Below are 17,311 nucleotides of genomic sequence, written 5' to 3'. Positions count from 1 at the left end.
TCCCGTCCGGGTAAACGAATTTTTATCGTGTCAGTTTGTCCTGCAGCATACCGAAAAGTGCAGGTGGCAATTCTTCGACGCTATAGACGACGCCGTTGGTCGGGAAGAGCGTACGTACCGACTCTTCACAGATACCAAGCCCCATGGGCTCGATGCCTTGCTCCAATAACCACTTGATTGCCCTCTTGGAGGTACGCCGGTCATCTGGTTCGCCGTCAGTGACGGTGAGCAGGATTTTCCGTGGTTCCTCTCTTTTAAGCAATTCAACCCCAGACCAGTACAGCGCCTGGGCCAAAGGTGTGCCGCCACCTGCCGACATTCCAAATCTGGACGAGCAGGGACGCTCTCCAAACCGCACCAGAGGTGCTACCCCTTCGCTGTTGCCAACTGGAAAAGCGGCAACAGCGGCAAAACAGCCGGGGATGGAATCAAGTGCTTCAGCGACGACAAAGGCGGTTTTCGTTGCCACCTCGATCTTCTGGTGTTGCATACTCCCGCTTCTGTCCACGAGAATCATGATGGCGGTATTGACCTCCGTCTTCTCCTCCTGATGCAGAAACAGCCTGGTGTCGTGTAATGCGAGACGATGCACCACCCGGTTATCAATCTTGCTACCGGTGCGGCGTGCATGACGTCTCCTCAGCCGGCTTGCCTGGATCAATCCGCTGAGCCGGGCTCTGAGCAGCGCCGTATGTCTTCTGATTTCATGAATATCGATGGGAAAGGTGCGCAGAGAGGCCTCCGGTGGAAGCAGAACGCCACCCCGATTGCCGACTGTTTCACCCTCCGTTATCAGTTCCTGTTTGAGAATTTCACCGACATCGCCAAACCCGCCAGGGTCACAATCGAGCATTTCCTGAAGGGCCTCGGGATTACCATCCAGTTGCCCACCGGAACCACTCTTGGGAACAGAAGGCGATGGATTGGCCGCAGCTTGGGACTGAGAGTCATCGCCAGCTGCAGTACCGGTGCTATCACCATCGGGTGATGAACCACCGGCACCCTGTTCCGATTGCCCTGACTGCTGGTCAGTGCCGGATGTCTTATTGTTTTCTTCCTGATCATCGGAACTGCCATCAGGTTTTGACCCATCAGAGGCGCAGGTGGTTTTCGTCTTCTCGCCTTGCTGACGTTTCCGTTCCTGCTCCTGTTGCTGTTTTTCATCACGGATCAACCGCAGGATCTCTTCCGCCATGGATTGTGAGTCCCTGGTGGAGACGAGATTCGGAATTCTCTCGGTCAGATCCAGCAACCTTTTGTATCCGTTGCCGAGAAAACCGTTGACCGTACTGCTGGTCATGGCAAGGATGTCACTGAAGTCCTGATTCAAGGTCAGCCGTCCCCTGGCGCATAGCCATGACAGCAGGGTCTGCGGAGGGTCTTGAAGTGACGGTGTGAAACTCCCCTGTTCCTTCAGGTGCTCGGCCAGATCTTTCAGATTCGACCGGCACCCGGGATACTTCGCTCCCATCATCTTCTCGATACGGATGTCTTCAAGGATGTTTGTCAGGCACTTGTGCATGGAGGTACTGCTTTTAACGCTGAAATCCGTGAACCGGATGTGGGCGCTCTCGTGGTCGATATAGCCACGGGCAAGCAGTGCCGCCTCTTTGCTGTCCGGCAGGGACGGAAGATTGATAATCCGTCCGTTGGTGTATGCCTGGTCGCCGGAGATCTGTACCTGAATGTCGTATTTTTCCCCGAGTGCCTTGGCAACCAGGGGCAGTGTCGTGTGTTTCATGGCGGCCTCCTAGAAAAACCATTCGCTGGGCAAGCTTACCGGCTCAGCGGTTCTGGTTTCGAGAAGGATGGTTTCGGCGACCTCGTCTTCTTCCTCTGCCGGGACTTCATCCAGCGGCAAATCACCGAGGACATGCAATATCCCGATAAGAGAGGTCAGATTCCGTCCTTCAATGGGACCGCTCTTTGGCAATGAGGCCAGTACTTCTTCAACCTGGACAGCCAGAGTGAGCAGGTAGGGAGAGAGGAACTCAAGACCACGCAGTTTTTCGAGCATGGACTTGATCGGGCGTAGCGCTTTCCGGGTTACGGAAGGGCGTCCCTTGTACGACTCCTCCCAGGCTTGCCTGGCTTGTTGATTGATTTCATAGATCAGCCGTTCTGACAGGGTACTGGCATGTTCGTTCAGCCCCTTGTCCAGTCCGTCGATGTTCTTGACCTTGAACGCCTGGACTGCGAAGCCCAGACGACGTGCCGCTGTTGACGCTGGTTCTACTCCCTTTTCGATGATGGCTGCCCATTCGGGGTTCGCATCAATCCATTCCCTCAGACTGCGGTCGTACTCCGACAGAAATTCCTGCTTCTCCTTCTCAAACTCATCCCGGACACCGTCGAGGATCTTCATCACCTCGTCGGCTTTACCCTCCGGTATGGCGTAGCCACCGAGGAATCTGACACCTACCGCTTCACACTGCCGTTCGGCACGACGCTTCAGGGCACTGAATACGGCAAGTTTCTCCGGGTCGCAGATCTTCTTGCTACCGAGAGTGGCCAGTTTTTCGGGAGGGAGTTTGGAAAAGTCGAGTCCAAGGTCTTCCGGCGAGAGTTTCTTCCGGCCAGTCCAGAGTGAAATGGACAGGGACACAACTACCAGCTTTGAAAGTATTTCGTTCATGTTCTTTCTCCTTTGATCAGTTTGATGGTGTGATCAAGGGAGGCCCCCAGCAGGGAGAAGGCCTCCCCTGAAGGGCATTAGAAGAACCAGTCCTTGGTGTCTGCACCGGACATGAGATCCTTCATGATTGTTTTGTCGGTCTGTTTCCGGGGTGTTGGCTGAACAGGTTCACGAGGCGGCGATGAAGCGACTTCGTAGTACCCTTTGGCCAGCTTTTCCTTCTTCTTCTTGGAAACGAACGTGAAAGCCTCGGACATTGAGTTGACGTCATAAGACTTCGTCTGCCCCTGGCTGCGCGTTGGCCCCCAGTTGACCGTAACCCGTGGCGGATCGTCATGAATCTGGGCGATCCAGAACTTGCCGCCAGCCGCAGTGTTGCACTGGAGGTGGAGATGCTGTCGTAATGCCATGCCGCACCCCCTATCCGCCGAAAACGCGTTGCGCCAGTTCGTGCAACGCCTCGCGGCTTTCCGGCTCTGCTCGGTACCCGAGAGCACGGTCGAGAGCATGGATGATCGGGTTTTTCCCTTCGGCAGACGCCGGGCGGAAGAGATACACAAGCTTGGCCCATCTGACGAGGGTTCTGGTAGAGAAAGTGACTTCTATTTCCCCTTTGATGAAGAGTTTGCGGATTTCGTTGGCATACGATACCAAAGCTTCCCTGACCGTATCCGCTAAGCTGGGCATGGCTTTGGCCAGAATCTGTCTTTCCTGGACTTCGTCAGGGTAGTCGACTTCAACCATCCAGAAGCGATCCAGAAATGCGCCGTTCTGCCGTAAGGTACCTTGATAGAGACCTGAGCGATCACCGCTGCCGGCGGTGTTGGCTGTCGCAATGAAACGAAAGCCCGGTGCCGGTTTGATGACTTCACCACCCTTTTCCGGAATGGTGAGGGGTCTTCCTTCGACGATGCCGTTCAAACCTGCTGCAGTTGCGGGATCGAGCAAGTCGATCTCGTCCAGCAGGAACCAGTGACCTTCCTTCATGGCCATGGCGAGCGGTCCGTAGACATACTCCATCGAGTTGTTGACAATTACGTGATGCCCCACAAGTTCCGGGGTTTCGAGTCTGCTGTGCCCTGTGACGACCATGACCGGTATATTGAGCCGGGCGGCGGTCTGCAAAACGATCGAAGACTTGCCGCTGCCGGTCGGACCGGTCAGGTACAGACCGTCGTTGGCACCCATCATGTACCAGGAAAGTACATCCGACAGGATTTCCTTCCTGAACACATAGTCGCTGTCAACTTCAGGGATGAAGGGGTTGTCGGTCTGAGGCCGACCTTCTACGCAGAGACTCTCTTTCACGGGAATATTGAAGATGTCCTTGATGCTATATTTCATGGTGATCAGCTCCTTGTCCGATTTGGTTAAGTGCCGCGAAGTCAGCTTCCTCGATGAGGTCGTTGAGATCGCGCCCTGTTTTCAGATGCTCCAAAACGATGCCTATGGATTCGGCAACGCAATTGAGGCAGGTATTGGCCCCGAGATGACAACCTATGCCGGTGAGAGCCTTGAACGCATCGACTGGCTCCAGTCCCGAACGGAGACCGTAGGAGACCAGGCGAGCGATGCCATCGGCCATGGCAGAACCACAACCCCCGGCCTTGCCGAAGCGGATGAAGACTTCCATTGGTACAGCTGTCGTGGGGGACAGGGTGACGGTAGTGTAAATTTTCCCGCAGGCAGACCGGCGTTCGATGGTGAAGCCGGGAACAGCCTTGGGACGTGGGATTTTAGGACTCATGGATGCCTCCTTGTAATGACGGCGGGTTACCTCTCCTTTGCGGAGATGACATGCATCCCGCCAAGGGTGATGGTTAATTTCGCTGTCCTACTAAGACATCTACGAGGGGGGAAGTAGGCGCCAGGCGGTGATGATTCTTGGTGAACCATTTACCAGGCGGGCCACGACGAAAACCCCCTTGTACCTGAATTTGAGTGGTTTCGTGTTGAGGAGAGGCAGAAGATGACGAACACCTTCGAGAGCTTCCAGAGGGATGTCACGTTCCAAAACCCGGTTGGCTCCGTGCAACGAGAGGTTGACCTCATTCACAACAGAATCAGACGGGCCAGTCTCCTCTTCCGTATAGATGGCAATGGTTGGCTCCGTCATCCTCGCACCTCCTCCCACCCCACAGGATGAACCTGAGGTTCAGGCGCTGCTGCGGCAATCATGAACATGAAAAGCATGGCCGCGATCAGCAACAGTGAGGCGATGGCATGCAGGGCCTCTTTCAGGTCTTCATGCCTTTTCTCACTTGAGAAAGATTTAAGGTCGGGGGGCAACGTGCCGGTACGATAGATTTTCATCGGGGATCTCCTTTCAATGGGGGCGCACGCCTCCATGAATGGAGATTTCCCATGGGGAGCGTAACGCCCCCTTGTGGGGTTGGATCAGGCCGCCTGTGTTGCGAGCGGCATGAATGGTTTGATTTCAAGCTTCAGAAAACCGGATTTCGGTTTCGTGACTTGATCATAGATATCCGGATACGAGTTCTTCAGCTTCTTGCTGTCGACGATCACCGAGTCAGCCACCGAGGTTACATTGACCAGGATTCCGTCTGAAGCCCCCTTGAATACTCCATCCGCAAACGTGAGGATTTCGTTCTTCAGGACTTCCAGTCGAGCTTCGATCCCTTTTTTCTGTTCGTTCAGTTCCAGGTATGCCCTGCCAGCGTGATGGATTTCCGGGGGGAGCTCCATGTCAATCGCATGAGCGGGACATCCGTGGCGAAACGAACAGTATCCGCAGAGAAAGCCAGGTTCCGTTTTAGGTGCACACTCGCCTCGTGTTGCCGCAAGGATGTGCTGACCTTTTTCCATAAGCTGATTAAACACCAGCTTGTTGGGTGCATAGTTATTGAATTCCCGATATGTTCCCGCATTGAGGTCAACCACCAGAATTGAGCCGCCGATTTCCACTTCAGGATCGAGGGTGAGATGCAGCAGGCCCATCTGGACATGCAGTTGATCCACCCATGATGCGTAGGGTTCGTCGGGGATGCCATCGGTCGATTTCATCTCCACGATGTGCAGCCGTTTGGTCTGCCGGTTTGCATAGAACAGAAAGTCAATGTGACACCTGATTGCAGGGATGTCCGGGTGACGTACTTCGACTTCTTCCTCGAAGAGAGCGCCGCCAGTCCTGAAAAACTCGGCATACATGGCTTGCGCAGCATGGCCACGGGAAAAGCGCAGGAGTGTCGTGATGTCGTGACTGGACGGGCATTGTTTGCCGAGAGCTGCTTTACGCGGGCAGCCGGCAATATCGGAGGCTCCGACGTATCCGGTACGGTCACCAAGATGTGAAGATTGTTTCTGCTGATGGGTCGGAATAGCCCGTCCCAGAAATGCAGCGAGCTTGCTCATGGCTGTCTCCTTTCAGATCAGAAACGGCAGAGTTCCGACTGCGGTGAGCAGGGAACCGAAAATAACGCCGGCAATGATCCTGGTGACATCGATGCTGATCTGTCGCTCCTTAACGGGCGCATAGACCGGTATCTGACAACCTTTGATTGTTACGTGTTTGATGATGTGGGTAGTCATGATCCTGTCTCCTTGTCTGTGGGTTGTACCCGGCAGAGGAGACAAGACACCCCCGGTAGGGAGAAAGTCGTTGTCTCCCTGCTGAGGTAGGTTGTGAGTGAGGTTCAGTCTGGTACGTCAGGTGCTACCGGTACTGCCAGCATTTGCCCTTGCCGTCCCATTTGAAGCCGTGGTCTTTCAGCCATTGGCGGGCTGAGGTGTCGTTGAAGTCCGGGAAGGCGAAAATCTCCGATTCATCTGCGGAGAGTTCCATCCTGATCCCTTTGGCTGTTAGATACCCGATGATCTCGGAAGTCGAAACTGGTTCGGCTTCGTGGGATGATGGGTCGCTGTCCGGTTTGGCAGTCTGCGATGTCCCGGAGGTAGTGCTGGTACTGCCGGCACTGTATCCCCCGTTGTGTTCCGTCTGCCTGTAAAGGTCAGGATCTTCCTCGATGTCCTGGGTGAAGATGTCCGAGGCAGCGGTCGAGGTGAGTACTGCATCCACCAATCCCCGCTTCTTGGCCATTTTCAGGCAGGTGTTGTAAAAGTCGGCAGGATTGTCGTGTTCGACCTTTTCTCCCTGCCTGGCGATTTTCCAGTTGCCGCTGTCATCCTTTTTTGCGCTGAAGCCGCGTCCACCAATGATCTCCTGCGCCTTTGCCGGATTCTCCTTGCGAAGATCCCAGTATTCCTTCGGTACCGGCTTATTCGTCAGTTCAACTGGACCGACTCGGAAACGATACTTGCTTTCCATGGTCGAACACGAACCGACACCTGTACCAAGACGCTGGCCTGCTGGTGAGTAGAGCGTCACCTTGATGCGATACTCACGATGGCCGAGATGCAGGTCGATGGTTTCCACCTCCACGTCGTTTGCCAGCCTGAAGGTCAGCATGAGCTTTTCGGCGCCCGGTTTGAGAAGAACTGCTTTGTCTCCGCAACCGGGAATGGTGCCGTAGTGCTCGCCTGATTTCATAACGTCACGCATGACGTACTGGATCAGGTTTACCTGGGCCTTCAGTTCACTGATGTTGACGGCGTGGTGAGTGAGGGATGATGCGGTGGGACTGATGGGAATGATTTGAGCTGGTGCGTGCATCTGTCTGTCTCCTTTTCTGTGGGTTGTGTCCGACAGGGAAGACAGACCAATCCCTTTGGGGATTTGGTAATGTCTCCCCGTAGGACTGTTGAGTTGTGGTTACTGGTTGTTACTTAGAACGGATCAGTGTCATCATGCGGAATGTCCTCTTGTGCCTGGCTGCTTGATGGCTGTTCGTCACTCCCGTCGGGAATGCTGCCATTTTTACTACCAAGCATGAGAAGCTTGTCGCCGATGATCTCGGTTGTGTAGCGATCTTTACCGTCCCGATCTTGCCATTTGCGGGTCTTGAGTTTGCCGTCGAGGTAGACACTCTTTCCTTTCGACAGGTACTCGCCAGCTACTTCTGCGAGACGTGCGTAGAGGACGATGTTGTGCCACTCGGTCCGGATCTCCCATTCGCCGCTTTTGGTCTTTACCTTCTCACTAGTCGCGAGTGAAAAACTTGCGACAGCGGTGCCTCCTGGTGTGTACCTGATTTCAGGATCACGACCCAGATTGCCGATGAGTTCTACGCGGTTCAAACTTGCCATACTGCCTCCTTGTTGGTTTTCCCGAAGCAAAGAGACAGATGTCTGTCCCGTAGGGAGAGAACATAGTGTCTCCCGGTCGGGATGTGGTGAAAGTATCCGCCGCTTACAAGGCTTGTCGCGGATTTTGAACAACAAAAAACCCACTCCGGCCATTGCCAGAATAGGTCACTGTTCTTCATGATTATTGGTTGTCAGAGGCACGCGCTACATAGATGGGCGCACCTTCAGGTTGGGTTCAAGTCGCATTACCCATACGACTGATCGAGGAAGGCATAAGCCGTTCCTGGTGTCATCCGGAAAGGGGCAACTGCGGCCTTGTCTTTCCAGGTAGTTCATCCCTGCCGGGGGCATTTCTTCTTCGGGCTATCCGAAAAAGTCTGTCCGGGGCTCTAAGGCCGCACGGAGTCTCTTGAAAGAGTCTATAATACTGAAACGCTATCGATATTCCTCTTGCAAGTCAAGAGGATTTACCCGGGACGACCCATTTGGCATCGTCCCGGTTCGACTGAAACAGAGTAATCATTTCTTGCCGGTTTCTGCCCCAGGGACTGCCTGCTTCTCCTGCTTTTTGAGAGGGTGATCGAATCCCCGGGGCGGCTTGTACGTGTAGTCGAGCAACTGGCACATTTCTGCATTCATGAGGTTGAGTTCTTCCTTGATCCGCCGGCTCCGGTCGATGTAGCTCTTCACTACCTCAAATGTCAGGGACTCCCTCCTCCCCATGTTCATCCGCATCTGGTAGACGAGATTATCGTTTGAGTTGAGAATGTTGATGAAGTCGCCGGTATCACGAGCGCGACAGAAAACAACACTTGTATCGTCGCGTTTTGCATTCTCCAGTTTTCTCGCCTGCCAGTCGATTTTCTTGGAAGCCGGAGGGGCGCTGTTGCCCTTATCCGCCTTGGTATTCTTGTCTGCCATGATTCCTCCCTTTTATTGTTGTTAGATTCTACCGGTCGCCCGCATGGCGATGCCCTTGCCGAACCGATCTGATAATTCCGAAAACACCGTGTCGTCGAACTTCTTCATATTCTGGACGATCATATCCACTGCATTGATCTCAGAGGCTGCATTGGCGTAACTTTGCTGGGCAACGCTCAGAAGTTGCAGCGTCTTTTCCTCAAGCGTCTGGATATGCTGCATACCTTCGCCGAGGAGCGCCAACTGGCAGGTCTCCGGCGAAGCCCCGGCTTTATTCCCCTTCTGGGTAGACATGATGTTGCGGGCCATCTCCTGCAACTGGACTGCACGCCCAAACAGGTCGAGCAGCATGTAGTAGCCGTAGGCACGGGCCGTCAGTTCCGCCAGCTTACCGATGACCTCGCCCTCGGTGTTGGTGGCCGTGGCATTCTTGAGGATCAGGCCGACCGACAACGGCGTGCTTTTGAGAAACGCCTCTTCGTCGGCGGTGAGTGCCGTTTTCGATTTGATCTTGGTGGCGATGGACTGCATCTTGCCGGCCATGTAGACCATCAGGTTCTTGTTGGCATCGGTGATATCGGCACAGGCCCCGGCGGTATCCCGTCCCTGGGCAGAGCCGCTGATGAAGGAATCGAAGCTGTTATTCTTATCGCACGGAGGAATGTACTGGGCCTGGTAGGTGGTGCCGGTCGTCGCCGGGTTCTGGATGACCACATCGCCGATGAATCCGCGCACCAGTTTGACGTACTCGCTACTCATCCCTTTCTTGCCGGCCAGATTCTCCAGGACCGATCCGTCCCCGAATACCTGCAGGACTTCCGTCGGGCAACCGGCAGTGGCACTGGTGGCCGAGGTCTGGGTCGTGCCCGGAACGCCAGGCTTGTTGCCAGCATTGGTCTTTTGCTCGCTCTCGAACAGCTTGCTGACATCCTGATACAGATCCTTGGCGCCACTCGATACCATGAAGTCGGTCTGGGCCGTCTTCATCTCAGCCTTCAGGCTGTCGGACATGACTGACGAAAACGGACTGGCAGCGGTCGCCACCAGTGCCTTGGCCGCCTTGCAGTCGTTCAACTGCAGCGAGTTCAAACGATCGGTAATGGCTTCGAGGGTCTTGATGGTGTCGGCCACCTGGGGTGCCAGGGTCTTCAGGGCGATATCGAAAGCAGCCGCCGGTGCTGCTGACAGAATGTTCTGGAGCTTCTGGACCAGGTAATCCACGTTCAGGAACGAAAAACCGCCGAGGAACATGTCGATCCCGCCGCAACCGGATTTCAGCTTTGGGAGAGAAGCGGTGAACAGATGGTCGTCGGTGTTTGCCCACCTGGCAGAGAAACTGCCGCCAGTGTAGTAGCCACGCTTTGACCCTTCATAATAGCTGGGAGAAGTGGAGCTTTTCTGCTGCACCCAGTCGTCGACCCAGCCGGACCAGGAAAGGACCGGATTCAAGGCTATGGCTGCCGCCAGGCAGGCGGCGGTGGTTCTGGTAATAACGGTTCGTTTCACACTGACACCTCTTCTCTCTGTTGCTGTAAGACAAGCAGACTCATGGCCGCTCCTTTTCAAGAAGACGGCGTTTCTTCACGTCGAAGCTGCCACCCTTCTGGAATTCGTAGAGCGAATATTCTTCCGGAGAGATATCCCCCTTCAGGAGCCGTACGGCCCGGTATGCCTTGTCCTCGATCTCGTCTGCGGATATGACGCCTGCCGAGACCGGTAGATAATCCTGATTCCCTTTCTGGATCAGAATCAGGGTTGGCGTGATCTCCACACTGAATTTTGCAGCAAGCCCCGGGTTTTCACTGATATTGACCCTCTTCACGGTCCAGCCGGTCTCGTTGGTGAACCAGTCAAGGATGCGGGATTGCTCATCGCAGTAGCTGCAGTCAGGTCTCTGGAAATAGATCAGGGCAAAGTCATCCCGGTTGTCCCGCAGGATACGCTGCCGTTCCTCATTGATCTGGGAGATCCTGGCCAGGTTGCCGGGAGTCGTGATCGGATAGTCCTTCTTGGTGGTCAGCTCCGGGTACTTCTGCCAGACGAACTGGGCCACGTTGGAAAAAGCCAGCGCCTTCTTGCGGGCGATCTCCTGGATCTCGAAGTACTCCTTCACATTTTCTTCGCTCGGCTTCTGGACAGCCTTCTTCTTCAATGCCTCGGCGAACTCCTGGAACTGGTCGGGATGCATCTCCCAAACCTGCTCATAAGAATAATCCTTGAGCGATGGCGTACTCTTGGGCGGTTTCTTCTTCTTTTCCTGCTTTTCGGCCTGCTTCTCAGGTTCTTTCTGGTACCACCACCAACCCTTGGCCGAGTCGGTATAGTAGCCGGCAGAAGCGGTGGTCACGGAGAGTTGGAGAATAGAAGCCAGTATCAGTCTCCTCATTCTTTATCCTCCGCCTGCTTTGGTCTGATGTCCTTGACGATTTTTCTCAAGACCGGGGGTTTGGTGCTTTCCAGATCGGAGGTGAGCACACCGAAGGCATCGACCCGGAACGGGATCAGGAGTTTGTTGAATGACTTATCGTTATTCGACACGATGGATGCATTCGTTGTGTAGTACGCATTGGTCATGAGTTCCGTGGCAATGGCATCTCTGGAGGCACTCAGTTCCCAGACGACGGTATAGAGAAGATTACGTTTGGTTTCTTCATCAGCATCAGCCACCAAGATCATGGGATCGCCATCGCTAACTTGATGGATCACCTGCCAAAGTGCTTCTGGCTTCACATAGACCAACCCGTTCGGCAGTGAAACGGCCAGCCACTTGACTCCGGACGAAGTTTTCTCCACTTGGTTGATCAATCCGTGGATGCCACCAAGGATCGCATCGGCATTGAACCATGCAGGAAGCTTTATCTTCTGGGGAACGTACTTTCCCGATTCTGGAGATCCGAGCGGGTGATCCCATTCCTGCGAAATGTTTTCTTTAGCGACAGGCACATCAGGTTGTGGCAGCGACTCAGCTATTGGCAGCGAACTTTCTTCAGAAGCCCTCACCTGCGCCATCTGCCCAATAAAAGCCCCCATCTCATCATTACGGGCCTCCTGGTCACACCGTTTCAAACAGGCCGTGAGCGGGTTGTTCGGAGTTATCTGGTGATGGTTGCGGATGATGCTGTCGAGCTCAGCCCTGTTCGACAGCGCAACGTATTCCGGTATGCTCGCGAGTATGAGGAGCGCTATTTGCGGATGATCTGCAGTCGAATAATACTGGCTGTGGAAAGAGGGAATTTTCCCGATGTCATGCGCCAGTGAGACGATGAGGATCGTAGGCAGCATGATTCTTTCAGAGTTCTTTTCTACGAACTTGCGGGCAACCCCCAGAGAATGCCGATAGAGTGGTACGGTAGCCAATTGAGCAAGAGCTGCTGCCCCGTACGCCGAATCCGGATCTGATATCTGCTTGCCGACAGCTGCGTATTTCTTGATTCCGACAACCGATGGGCATGTCCCTTCCGCGTCAAGGATCTTAAGCAGATAGACGATCACAACCTTGCGGTTCCCATTGATAAGCGGTTCCGGTTCCACAATGTCCCTGTAGAACTCTTCAATCTCCGAATGCCGGAATGTCGGCCGTGGAAATGCGGCTTCTTCCTCCTGTTTTGGAGTAGGTTCACGCCAGAGTCGAGACAGATCCGTGAAGTGAACAACACGGCCTGTCCATACTGAAGATACCGTGGCGAGGTCGGTGCACGGCAGGTCGTCATCCGGTTCCAGTTCCGAAATTGACAGTGGAACCCACGGTTCTTGCTCTACTTCAGCCGGACGCCTGGTTAAAATTCGCCACAGGTTGTAAGCGACCATCAGGAAACCGATAACACCACAGCAGTAGAGCAGGATTATCATGCAGTCCCTCTGCTCATGGTTATGGAAGATGGCGCCGACGGGAAGACTATCTTCAACTGCGGGTCTCTGGCATCACGAGTCACACCCTTGTACCTACCGGAGTAGGTCAGCATGTAGAATTCCCTTGGTTGCAGCCCCAGAATATCCTGCACTTTCAAAATGTCCTGTTCCACTTCACGGGTAGTGACCTGGTTGGACCCGAAAATTCCGGTCAGCACGTTGCGCACGCCGAAATGCCGTACGACGTACTCGGATGTTTCAGCATCAGAACAGCGCATGAAGATCTTGGTGTTGGTGTTGTCGAGGATCGATTTACCGTATTCCTCGCCAATGGCAGCATATATTTGGTTCACGGACTGGGCGAAGGCATGCACCATTACGTCTGCTGATCCAGCCTTGGCGAATAGGTCCTCAATGCCCTGGTAGAACAGGCTCTGGGCTTCATCTATGTAGATGGACAGCGGAGGGAATACTTTCTGCTTGTCAGAGAGATAGACCCTGCCGATGAAGGACTGGATCATCGACAGGAGGACTTTGCCAAGTGTTGTGGCTGCCTCCCTGGTAATCATGGTACCGGTGTGCACGACCATGATTACCCCTTTCTTTCGTTCAAGTCGGCTGATGAAACGGTTGCTGTCGGCCTGGCCGATAATCTTGCCGATGTTGCCAGAGGAAAGCTCCATCAAGCAGGTGCGTAATGTTGAAGACACCTTTGAGTAATACTCCTGGGGAGATTCAAGGATATCCTGGATCATGCCGGCGTTTAGCAGCGCTTCGGGTGTCTTGATTTCCTGCAGTAGCCCCATTGTGCTGCTCAATGATGAACGGCGAATGCTTTGTCTGATGGCATCCATGTTTTGCCTGGGAAGACGTTTTTCCCACTCGGCGATGATGATGTTGGCCGAGATGATGGCCGTAGTGATTTCCTTTGCAATGTTACGGTAGAATGGCTCACGTCCGCCCTGGATGCCTGAAACGATATGTCCGACGAGTTCGTCCGGCATGAAGTAATAGGCCATAGGATCGATGACCGCTGAGTATTCCGGGAAAATCGGCGTTACCAGCATCAAGTCCTTGAGTCTCTCTGCCTTACGGGCAACCTCGAAGATCTTGGTGAAGATCTGCTGGTCACCTTTGGGGTCGAAGTAGACCACGCTGTTGCCTTTCATGATGTCCTGCTCAATAAGGTTCTCGCAGAGTCGCGTTTTGCCAACCCCTGTAGTGCCAAATACGAACATGTGCCGTTTTCGGTATTCATCAGGGATCGAAATCGGAACGATCCGTGTCGGTCGTTCCATCTGGACTCCGTTGCCGATGGATGTCATGAATTCCGGGTTGGTGGTTTTATGGGGCGATGAGGATCTGAACATGTTCCCTCAACTCCTTTCCGACTTTATTGATAGAGGCCTTCGGTATCCGAACCGGCGTAACAACTTCACTGAAGCCGCCGGCGATACGACGTCGGCATTTGATCCCGGTAATGCCGGTCAGGTCCTGAAGCAGCAAAGCCGGCAAGGCACGGGATGTCCGGTTAAGAATAAGTCGAACCTTTGCGATGTCGCCACCCACCATGACGGGACGCACGCTTGTCACCAGGAAGCTGCGCTGCTCACCTATGCGATAACGGGAACGTTCATGTGGCGGCTGATAGCGTAACGGGCATTCTCCGAACAGGATCAGCGGCTTAAGTAAGTCGTCAATTTCCAGTGTTACGTGCAATGTCCCTCGGGAACCGATACGCCCCACGGCGCCGCAAAAAACCCTCCCCTGAAGTTCCTGCAGTTTTTTTGCTTCCAGCAGGATCTGGCGTGTTTGCAGTTCCGTTTCGACATTGTGAATGATATGCCGGCGCAGCTTCTTGGGAATGTCCTTCAACTGCATTTCGACCGGGTGTCCCAGTTTGGGATAGGCAATTATTTCCAGTTCACCCTCTGCCCGGACAGTAACCGTCCTTTGAAAAGCTGCCATCAGTGTCCTTGCCACAGCGCATTCAACAGCATCGACTATCTCGTCCTCCGGCAATCCGTATTTGTGGAGAAGATCAGCGGACAGCATTGCCGAACACCTCATCCCATGGTGATTCGATCCTGGACGTGCTGATGGCTGCGATGAGTGTCGTCGCCTGTGGCTTCGTATGCTCAGCGAGGATGCGATACACTTTCCCGGCGTAACGGTCCCCCTTCGACGGGGTGCGCGAGTTGTAACAACCGACAGCCCGCCAGGTGTAGCCATAATCCTGGATACATTGGGCCAGCACCCAGGCTCCCACCTTTACATTCGTGCATGGCTCTCCCAGTTCATTCCATGTTTTGCCAAGCCTTTTTGCCCAACTAGAATTTATCTGCATCAGGCCATAATCGTAGGTTCCGTTACTGTTGCGATTGATCGCCCGGGGGTTGAAGTTGCTCTCCGTCTTGGCGATGCTCCAGAGCAGTTGTGGCGATATGCCGTATTGACTCCCGGCCTCCTCGAAGCAGAAAGCTCTGGCCTGGACCGGCACGCAGGCAAGACTGATCATGAGCAGGCAGATACCTGGTATTCGACACATTCGTTCCTCCTGACTGATAATCTTGTAGGGGGGAAGGTGGCACCGTCTTGACAAGAAGATATGATCGAGAGTATATAGTGAACAGGTGTACACTATTACAAGGAGAACACCGTGATCGCCCTTACTGAACGGCAGCAAAAGGTTTTAGACTTCATTACCCGTTTTACGCAGATGCATGGATACTCACCGACAGTGCGTGACATCGCGGCTCACCTTGGTGTCAGCAGCCCTTCCGGGGTGAATCGGCATCTCGAAGCTCTCGAAAAAAAAGGATGGCTCAAGAAAACAGGGGCATCCCGCGGGATAGTACTTACTTCACACGGAGGACAGTCGATTCCCCTACCGATAGTTGGCACGGTTCGCGCCGGCCAATTACAACCGGCTATCGAAGACATCCAAGGATTCTTTTCTGTGGATCAAGGGCAGGTTAAAGGGGAAGGCTGCTTTTTTTTGCGGGTGAAGGGTAACTCAATGATCGGTGCAGGGATTTTTGATGGTGATCTGGCACTGGTTCGTCCTCAGCCGGTGGCTGAGAACCGCGATACCGTAGTTGTCATGGTGGATGGGGACGCGACCCTCAAGTGGTTTCACCGCGAACCGAATCGCATCCGTTTGCAACCCGCCAACCCCAATATGGAACCGATATATGTGGGACCGGATCAAAACGTTTCGATAGTTGGCAAAGTAGTCGGAATTTATCGTCAGCTGGAGTAAGTCGTGGAGCGGATTAAAGAACAAATACGGATAGCCACGATCTTTACTCCCGGCAGATTGATCAAGCCGGTATGGTTCGACTGGCACAACCGGAAGCACACCATCCTGGAGACAACCTACCACTGGAAGGAGCATGTCGGCGCAGCCACACTGATGCATTTTTCCGTTACCGACGGTGAGGCCCTCTACGATCTGGTCTATAACACGCTCGACCAAAGCTGGCTATTGAACGGAATCGAGGTTAAGTGATGGACAACCGGGTTGTCATGCATCTCGATATGAATAGTTTTTTTGCCTCCGTTGAACAGTCATACAACCCCGACCTCAAAGGGAAGCCTATCGTGGTCACTGGTTCGCAGCAGCGAACGGTTATCCTCACGGCCAGCTATGAGGCCAGGAAATTTGGGGTAAAGACCGGCATGATGCTGCACGAGGCCAAACGCCTCTGCCCGGAAGTCATCATGGTACCGGCTGACAACCGGAAATATACCCACACCTCTGCTCAAATCATGAAGATGATGCTGGACTACACTCCCCTGGTGGAAGTTTTCAGCATAGACGAAGCATTCTTGGATGTGACCCATTCTCTGTCGATCTTCACCAGTGCTGAAAACATCTCCTATCTGCTCAAGGCACGGATCAAGCACCAGTTCGATATTACCTGTTCCATCGGCATTGCTCCGAACAAGCTGCTGGCAAAGCTTGCCTCGGAAATGATGAAACCTGACGGGCTTACCATCATCACGCCTGATAAAGTCAGTTCAACTCTGGAACATATGCCGATCAAGGAACTGTGCGGCATTGGTAAAAAAATGGAGCGACATCTCAATATGATGGGCATCTATACCTGCGGGGATTTGGGGCGTTGTGATGAGGGTCGGTTGAAGAGAAAATTCGGCATCATCGGTAGTCGTTTGAAGCAGATGGGACAGGGGATTGACGATTCCCCGGTAATCCCGGCGGAAGATGCCGAGGAGGTCAAGTCAGTCGGGCATTCAATGACCCTCAAAAGGGATATCAGCAGCCGAAACGAGATCCTGCGCTACCTGCTGCAGCTCTCGGAAATGGTTGGGCGTCGGGCTCGGCGCTGCGGGGTGGCCGGCAAGACGGTTCATCTGACCATTCGTTATGCCGACTTCAGCACCTTCGGGAAACAGGAAACCCTTTCCTGTCATGTCAACCAGAGTGATGATATATACCAGGGCGCCATTAAGATCCTGGATAGCATTGAACTGGAACAGCCCGTTCGCCTGCTGGGGGTTAGAATTACCAATCTCTGTTACCAGCGCGAACAGTTACCCCTGTTTGAGGAGGAGCGCCGCAAAGCCTTCATGATCAACGCCATGGATACAGTGAATGACCGGTTCGGCGATTTTACCGTGACGTATGGCAGTCTTTTGGGCAACAATGAGGAGAAGGGTTCACACGTGATCTCGCCGGCCTGGAAGCCGGAGGGGATCAGGAATGTACAGGTGAGGTAA

Annotated in this window: 21 protein-coding genes; 3 read left to right on the top strand and 18 right to left on the bottom strand. The window is 53.9% G+C overall.

The window, feature by feature from the left end; genetic code table 11:
- Positions 1-22: 22 nt before the first annotated feature.
- The 18 genes from KI810_RS05895 to KI810_RS05810 form a co-directional block, all read right to left on the bottom strand.
- Entirely contained in the window at positions 23-1,741 is a 1,719-nt protein-coding gene (locus KI810_RS05895; protein ID WP_214174516.1) for a cobaltochelatase CobT-related protein, read from the bottom strand.
- Between the two features lie 9 nt (positions 1,742-1,750).
- On the bottom strand, positions 1,751-2,635 hold the full coding sequence (locus KI810_RS05890) for a DUF3150 domain-containing protein (RefSeq protein WP_214174515.1): 885 nt from the start codon (positions 2,633-2,635) through the stop codon (positions 1,751-1,753).
- A 77-nt stretch (positions 2,636-2,712) separates the two neighbouring features.
- Positions 2,713-3,045: a WGR domain-containing protein gene (locus tag KI810_RS05885; RefSeq protein WP_011734158.1), complete on the bottom strand. Its 333-nt coding sequence runs from the start codon at positions 3,043-3,045 to the stop codon at positions 2,713-2,715.
- A gap of 10 nt (positions 3,046-3,055) precedes the next feature.
- The gene (locus KI810_RS05880) at positions 3,056-3,979 is read right to left on the bottom strand and encodes a CbbQ/NirQ/NorQ/GpvN family protein (RefSeq protein WP_011734157.1); all 924 of its coding nucleotides are present in this window, start codon (positions 3,977-3,979) and stop codon (positions 3,056-3,058) included.
- Positions 3,969-4,382 carry a TSCPD domain-containing protein gene (locus KI810_RS05875; RefSeq protein ID WP_214174514.1) on the bottom strand — a complete coding sequence of 138 codons (414 nt, stop codon included), beginning with the start codon at positions 4,380-4,382 and terminating at the stop codon, positions 3,969-3,971. The genes KI810_RS05880 and KI810_RS05875 overlap by 11 nt, the downstream gene beginning before the upstream one ends.
- 99 nt (positions 4,383-4,481) lie before the next feature.
- Positions 4,482-4,751 (bottom strand): hypothetical protein, encoded by a 270-nt coding sequence (locus KI810_RS05870; protein WP_214174513.1) that lies wholly within the window; start codon positions 4,749-4,751, stop codon positions 4,482-4,484.
- Entirely contained in the window at positions 4,748-4,948 is a 201-nt protein-coding gene (locus KI810_RS05865) for a hypothetical protein (RefSeq protein WP_011734154.1), read from the bottom strand. Before KI810_RS05865 ends, KI810_RS05870 begins: the two co-directional genes overlap by 4 nt.
- Positions 4,949-5,032: 84 nt before the next feature.
- Positions 5,033-6,007: a hypothetical protein gene (locus tag KI810_RS05860; protein ID WP_214174512.1), complete on the bottom strand. Its 975-nt coding sequence runs from the start codon at positions 6,005-6,007 to the stop codon at positions 5,033-5,035.
- A 12-nt stretch (positions 6,008-6,019) separates the two neighbouring features.
- Positions 6,020-6,184, bottom strand: a complete 165-nt coding sequence (locus KI810_RS05855) for a hypothetical protein (protein WP_011734152.1) — start codon at positions 6,182-6,184, stop codon at positions 6,020-6,022.
- 124 nt (positions 6,185-6,308) lie between these two features.
- Positions 6,309-7,265, bottom strand: coding sequence for a hypothetical protein (locus tag KI810_RS05850; RefSeq protein WP_214174511.1), 957 nt, complete (start codon positions 7,263-7,265; stop codon positions 6,309-6,311).
- A gap of 113 nt (positions 7,266-7,378) precedes the next feature.
- Positions 7,379-7,798, bottom strand: coding sequence for a single-stranded DNA-binding protein (locus KI810_RS05845; protein ID WP_214174510.1), 420 nt, complete (start codon positions 7,796-7,798; stop codon positions 7,379-7,381).
- A gap of 519 nt (positions 7,799-8,317) precedes the next feature.
- Entirely contained in the window at positions 8,318-8,719 is a 402-nt protein-coding gene (locus tag KI810_RS05840) for a hypothetical protein (RefSeq protein WP_214174509.1), read from the bottom strand.
- A gap of 21 nt (positions 8,720-8,740) precedes the next feature.
- Positions 8,741-10,225 (bottom strand): conjugal transfer protein TraH, encoded by a 1,485-nt coding sequence (locus tag KI810_RS05835; protein ID WP_214174508.1) that lies wholly within the window; start codon positions 10,223-10,225, stop codon positions 8,741-8,743.
- 40 nt (positions 10,226-10,265) lie between these two features.
- Entirely contained in the window at positions 10,266-11,105 is an 840-nt protein-coding gene (locus KI810_RS05830) for a conjugal transfer protein TraF (protein ID WP_214174507.1), read from the bottom strand.
- Positions 11,102-12,568 (bottom strand): HD domain-containing protein, encoded by a 1,467-nt coding sequence (locus KI810_RS05825; RefSeq protein ID WP_214174506.1) that lies wholly within the window; start codon positions 12,566-12,568, stop codon positions 11,102-11,104. Before KI810_RS05825 ends, KI810_RS05830 begins: the two co-directional genes overlap by 4 nt.
- A complete protein-coding gene (locus tag KI810_RS05820; RefSeq protein WP_214174505.1) occupies positions 12,565-13,938 on the bottom strand; it encodes a type IV secretory system conjugative DNA transfer family protein in 1,374 nt (457 codons plus the stop codon). The genes KI810_RS05825 and KI810_RS05820 overlap by 4 nt, the downstream gene beginning before the upstream one ends.
- Positions 13,913-14,623 (bottom strand): hypothetical protein, encoded by a 711-nt coding sequence (locus KI810_RS05815; protein WP_214174504.1) that lies wholly within the window; start codon positions 14,621-14,623, stop codon positions 13,913-13,915. Before KI810_RS05815 ends, KI810_RS05820 begins: the two co-directional genes overlap by 26 nt.
- A complete protein-coding gene (locus KI810_RS05810; protein WP_214174503.1) occupies positions 14,610-15,116 on the bottom strand; it encodes a lytic transglycosylase domain-containing protein in 507 nt (168 codons plus the stop codon). Before KI810_RS05810 ends, KI810_RS05815 begins: the two co-directional genes overlap by 14 nt.
- Positions 15,117-15,227: 111 nt before the next feature.
- On the opposite strand from KI810_RS05810, the gene lexA reads away from it, so the two are divergent.
- Genes lexA through dinB form a run of 3 tightly spaced genes read left to right on the top strand, consistent with a single transcriptional unit; the run spans position 15,228 to position 17,311 of the window.
- Positions 15,228-15,830: a transcriptional repressor LexA gene (gene lexA / locus KI810_RS05805; RefSeq protein WP_214174502.1), complete on the top strand. Its 603-nt coding sequence runs from the start codon at positions 15,228-15,230 to the stop codon at positions 15,828-15,830.
- A gap of 3 nt (positions 15,831-15,833) precedes the next feature.
- Positions 15,834-16,079 (top strand): hypothetical protein, encoded by a 246-nt coding sequence (locus KI810_RS05800; RefSeq protein WP_214174501.1) that lies wholly within the window; start codon positions 15,834-15,836, stop codon positions 16,077-16,079.
- On the top strand, positions 16,079-17,311 hold the full coding sequence (gene dinB / locus KI810_RS05795) for a DNA polymerase IV (RefSeq protein WP_214174500.1): 1,233 nt from the start codon (positions 16,079-16,081) through the stop codon (positions 17,309-17,311). Before KI810_RS05800 ends, dinB begins: the two co-directional genes overlap by 1 nt.

The sequence above is a fragment of the Geomobilimonas luticola genome, assembly GCF_018476905.1.
GTDB classification, from domain to species: Bacteria; Desulfobacterota; Desulfuromonadia; order Geobacterales; family Geobacteraceae; genus Geomobilimonas; species Geomobilimonas luticola.
Note: the sequence above shows the minus strand (reverse complement) of the source record. Positions and strands in the feature narration are given on the sequence as shown.

Bases quoted from the DNA above. Each gene is read 5' to 3' on its own strand.
- KI810_RS05830 (WP_214174507.1), bottom strand. From the start codon at position 11,105: ATGAGGAGACTGATACTGGCTTCTATTCTCCAACTCTCCGTGACCACC.
- KI810_RS05850 (WP_214174511.1), bottom strand. From the start codon at position 7,265: ATGCACGCACCAGCTCAAATCATTCCCATCAGTCCCACCGCATCATCC.
- KI810_RS05855 (WP_011734152.1), bottom strand. From the start codon at position 6,184: ATGACTACCCACATCATCAAACACGTAACAATCAAAGGTTGTCAGATA.
- KI810_RS05895 (WP_214174516.1), bottom strand. From the start codon at position 1,741: ATGAAACACACGACACTGCCCCTGGTTGCCAAGGCACTCGGGGAAAAA.
- KI810_RS05825 (WP_214174506.1), bottom strand. From the start codon at position 12,568: ATGATAATCCTGCTCTACTGCTGTGGTGTTATCGGTTTCCTGATGGTC.
- KI810_RS05870 (WP_214174513.1), bottom strand. From the start codon at position 4,751: ATGACGGAGCCAACCATTGCCATCTATACGGAAGAGGAGACTGGCCCG.
- KI810_RS05815 (WP_214174504.1), bottom strand. From the start codon at position 14,623: ATGCTGTCCGCTGATCTTCTCCACAAATACGGATTGCCGGAGGACGAG.
- KI810_RS05845 (WP_214174510.1), bottom strand. From the start codon at position 7,798: ATGGCAAGTTTGAACCGCGTAGAACTCATCGGCAATCTGGGTCGTGAT.
- KI810_RS05865 (WP_011734154.1), bottom strand. From the start codon at position 4,948: ATGAAAATCTATCGTACCGGCACGTTGCCCCCCGACCTTAAATCTTTC.
- KI810_RS05890 (WP_214174515.1), bottom strand. From the start codon at position 2,635: ATGAACGAAATACTTTCAAAGCTGGTAGTTGTGTCCCTGTCCATTTCA.
- KI810_RS05885 (WP_011734158.1), bottom strand. From the start codon at position 3,045: ATGGCATTACGACAGCATCTCCACCTCCAGTGCAACACTGCGGCTGGC.
- KI810_RS05810 (WP_214174503.1), bottom strand. From the start codon at position 15,116: ATGTGTCGAATACCAGGTATCTGCCTGCTCATGATCAGTCTTGCCTGC.
- KI810_RS05840 (WP_214174509.1), bottom strand. From the start codon at position 8,719: ATGGCAGACAAGAATACCAAGGCGGATAAGGGCAACAGCGCCCCTCCG.
- KI810_RS05880 (WP_011734157.1), bottom strand. From the start codon at position 3,979: ATGAAATATAGCATCAAGGACATCTTCAATATTCCCGTGAAAGAGAGT.
- KI810_RS05860 (WP_214174512.1), bottom strand. From the start codon at position 6,007: ATGAGCAAGCTCGCTGCATTTCTGGGACGGGCTATTCCGACCCATCAG.
- KI810_RS05875 (WP_214174514.1), bottom strand. From the start codon at position 4,382: ATGAGTCCTAAAATCCCACGTCCCAAGGCTGTTCCCGGCTTCACCATC.
- KI810_RS05820 (WP_214174505.1), bottom strand. From the start codon at position 13,938: ATGTTCAGATCCTCATCGCCCCATAAAACCACCAACCCGGAATTCATG.
- dinB (WP_214174500.1), top strand. From the start codon at position 16,079: ATGGACAACCGGGTTGTCATGCATCTCGATATGAATAGTTTTTTTGCC.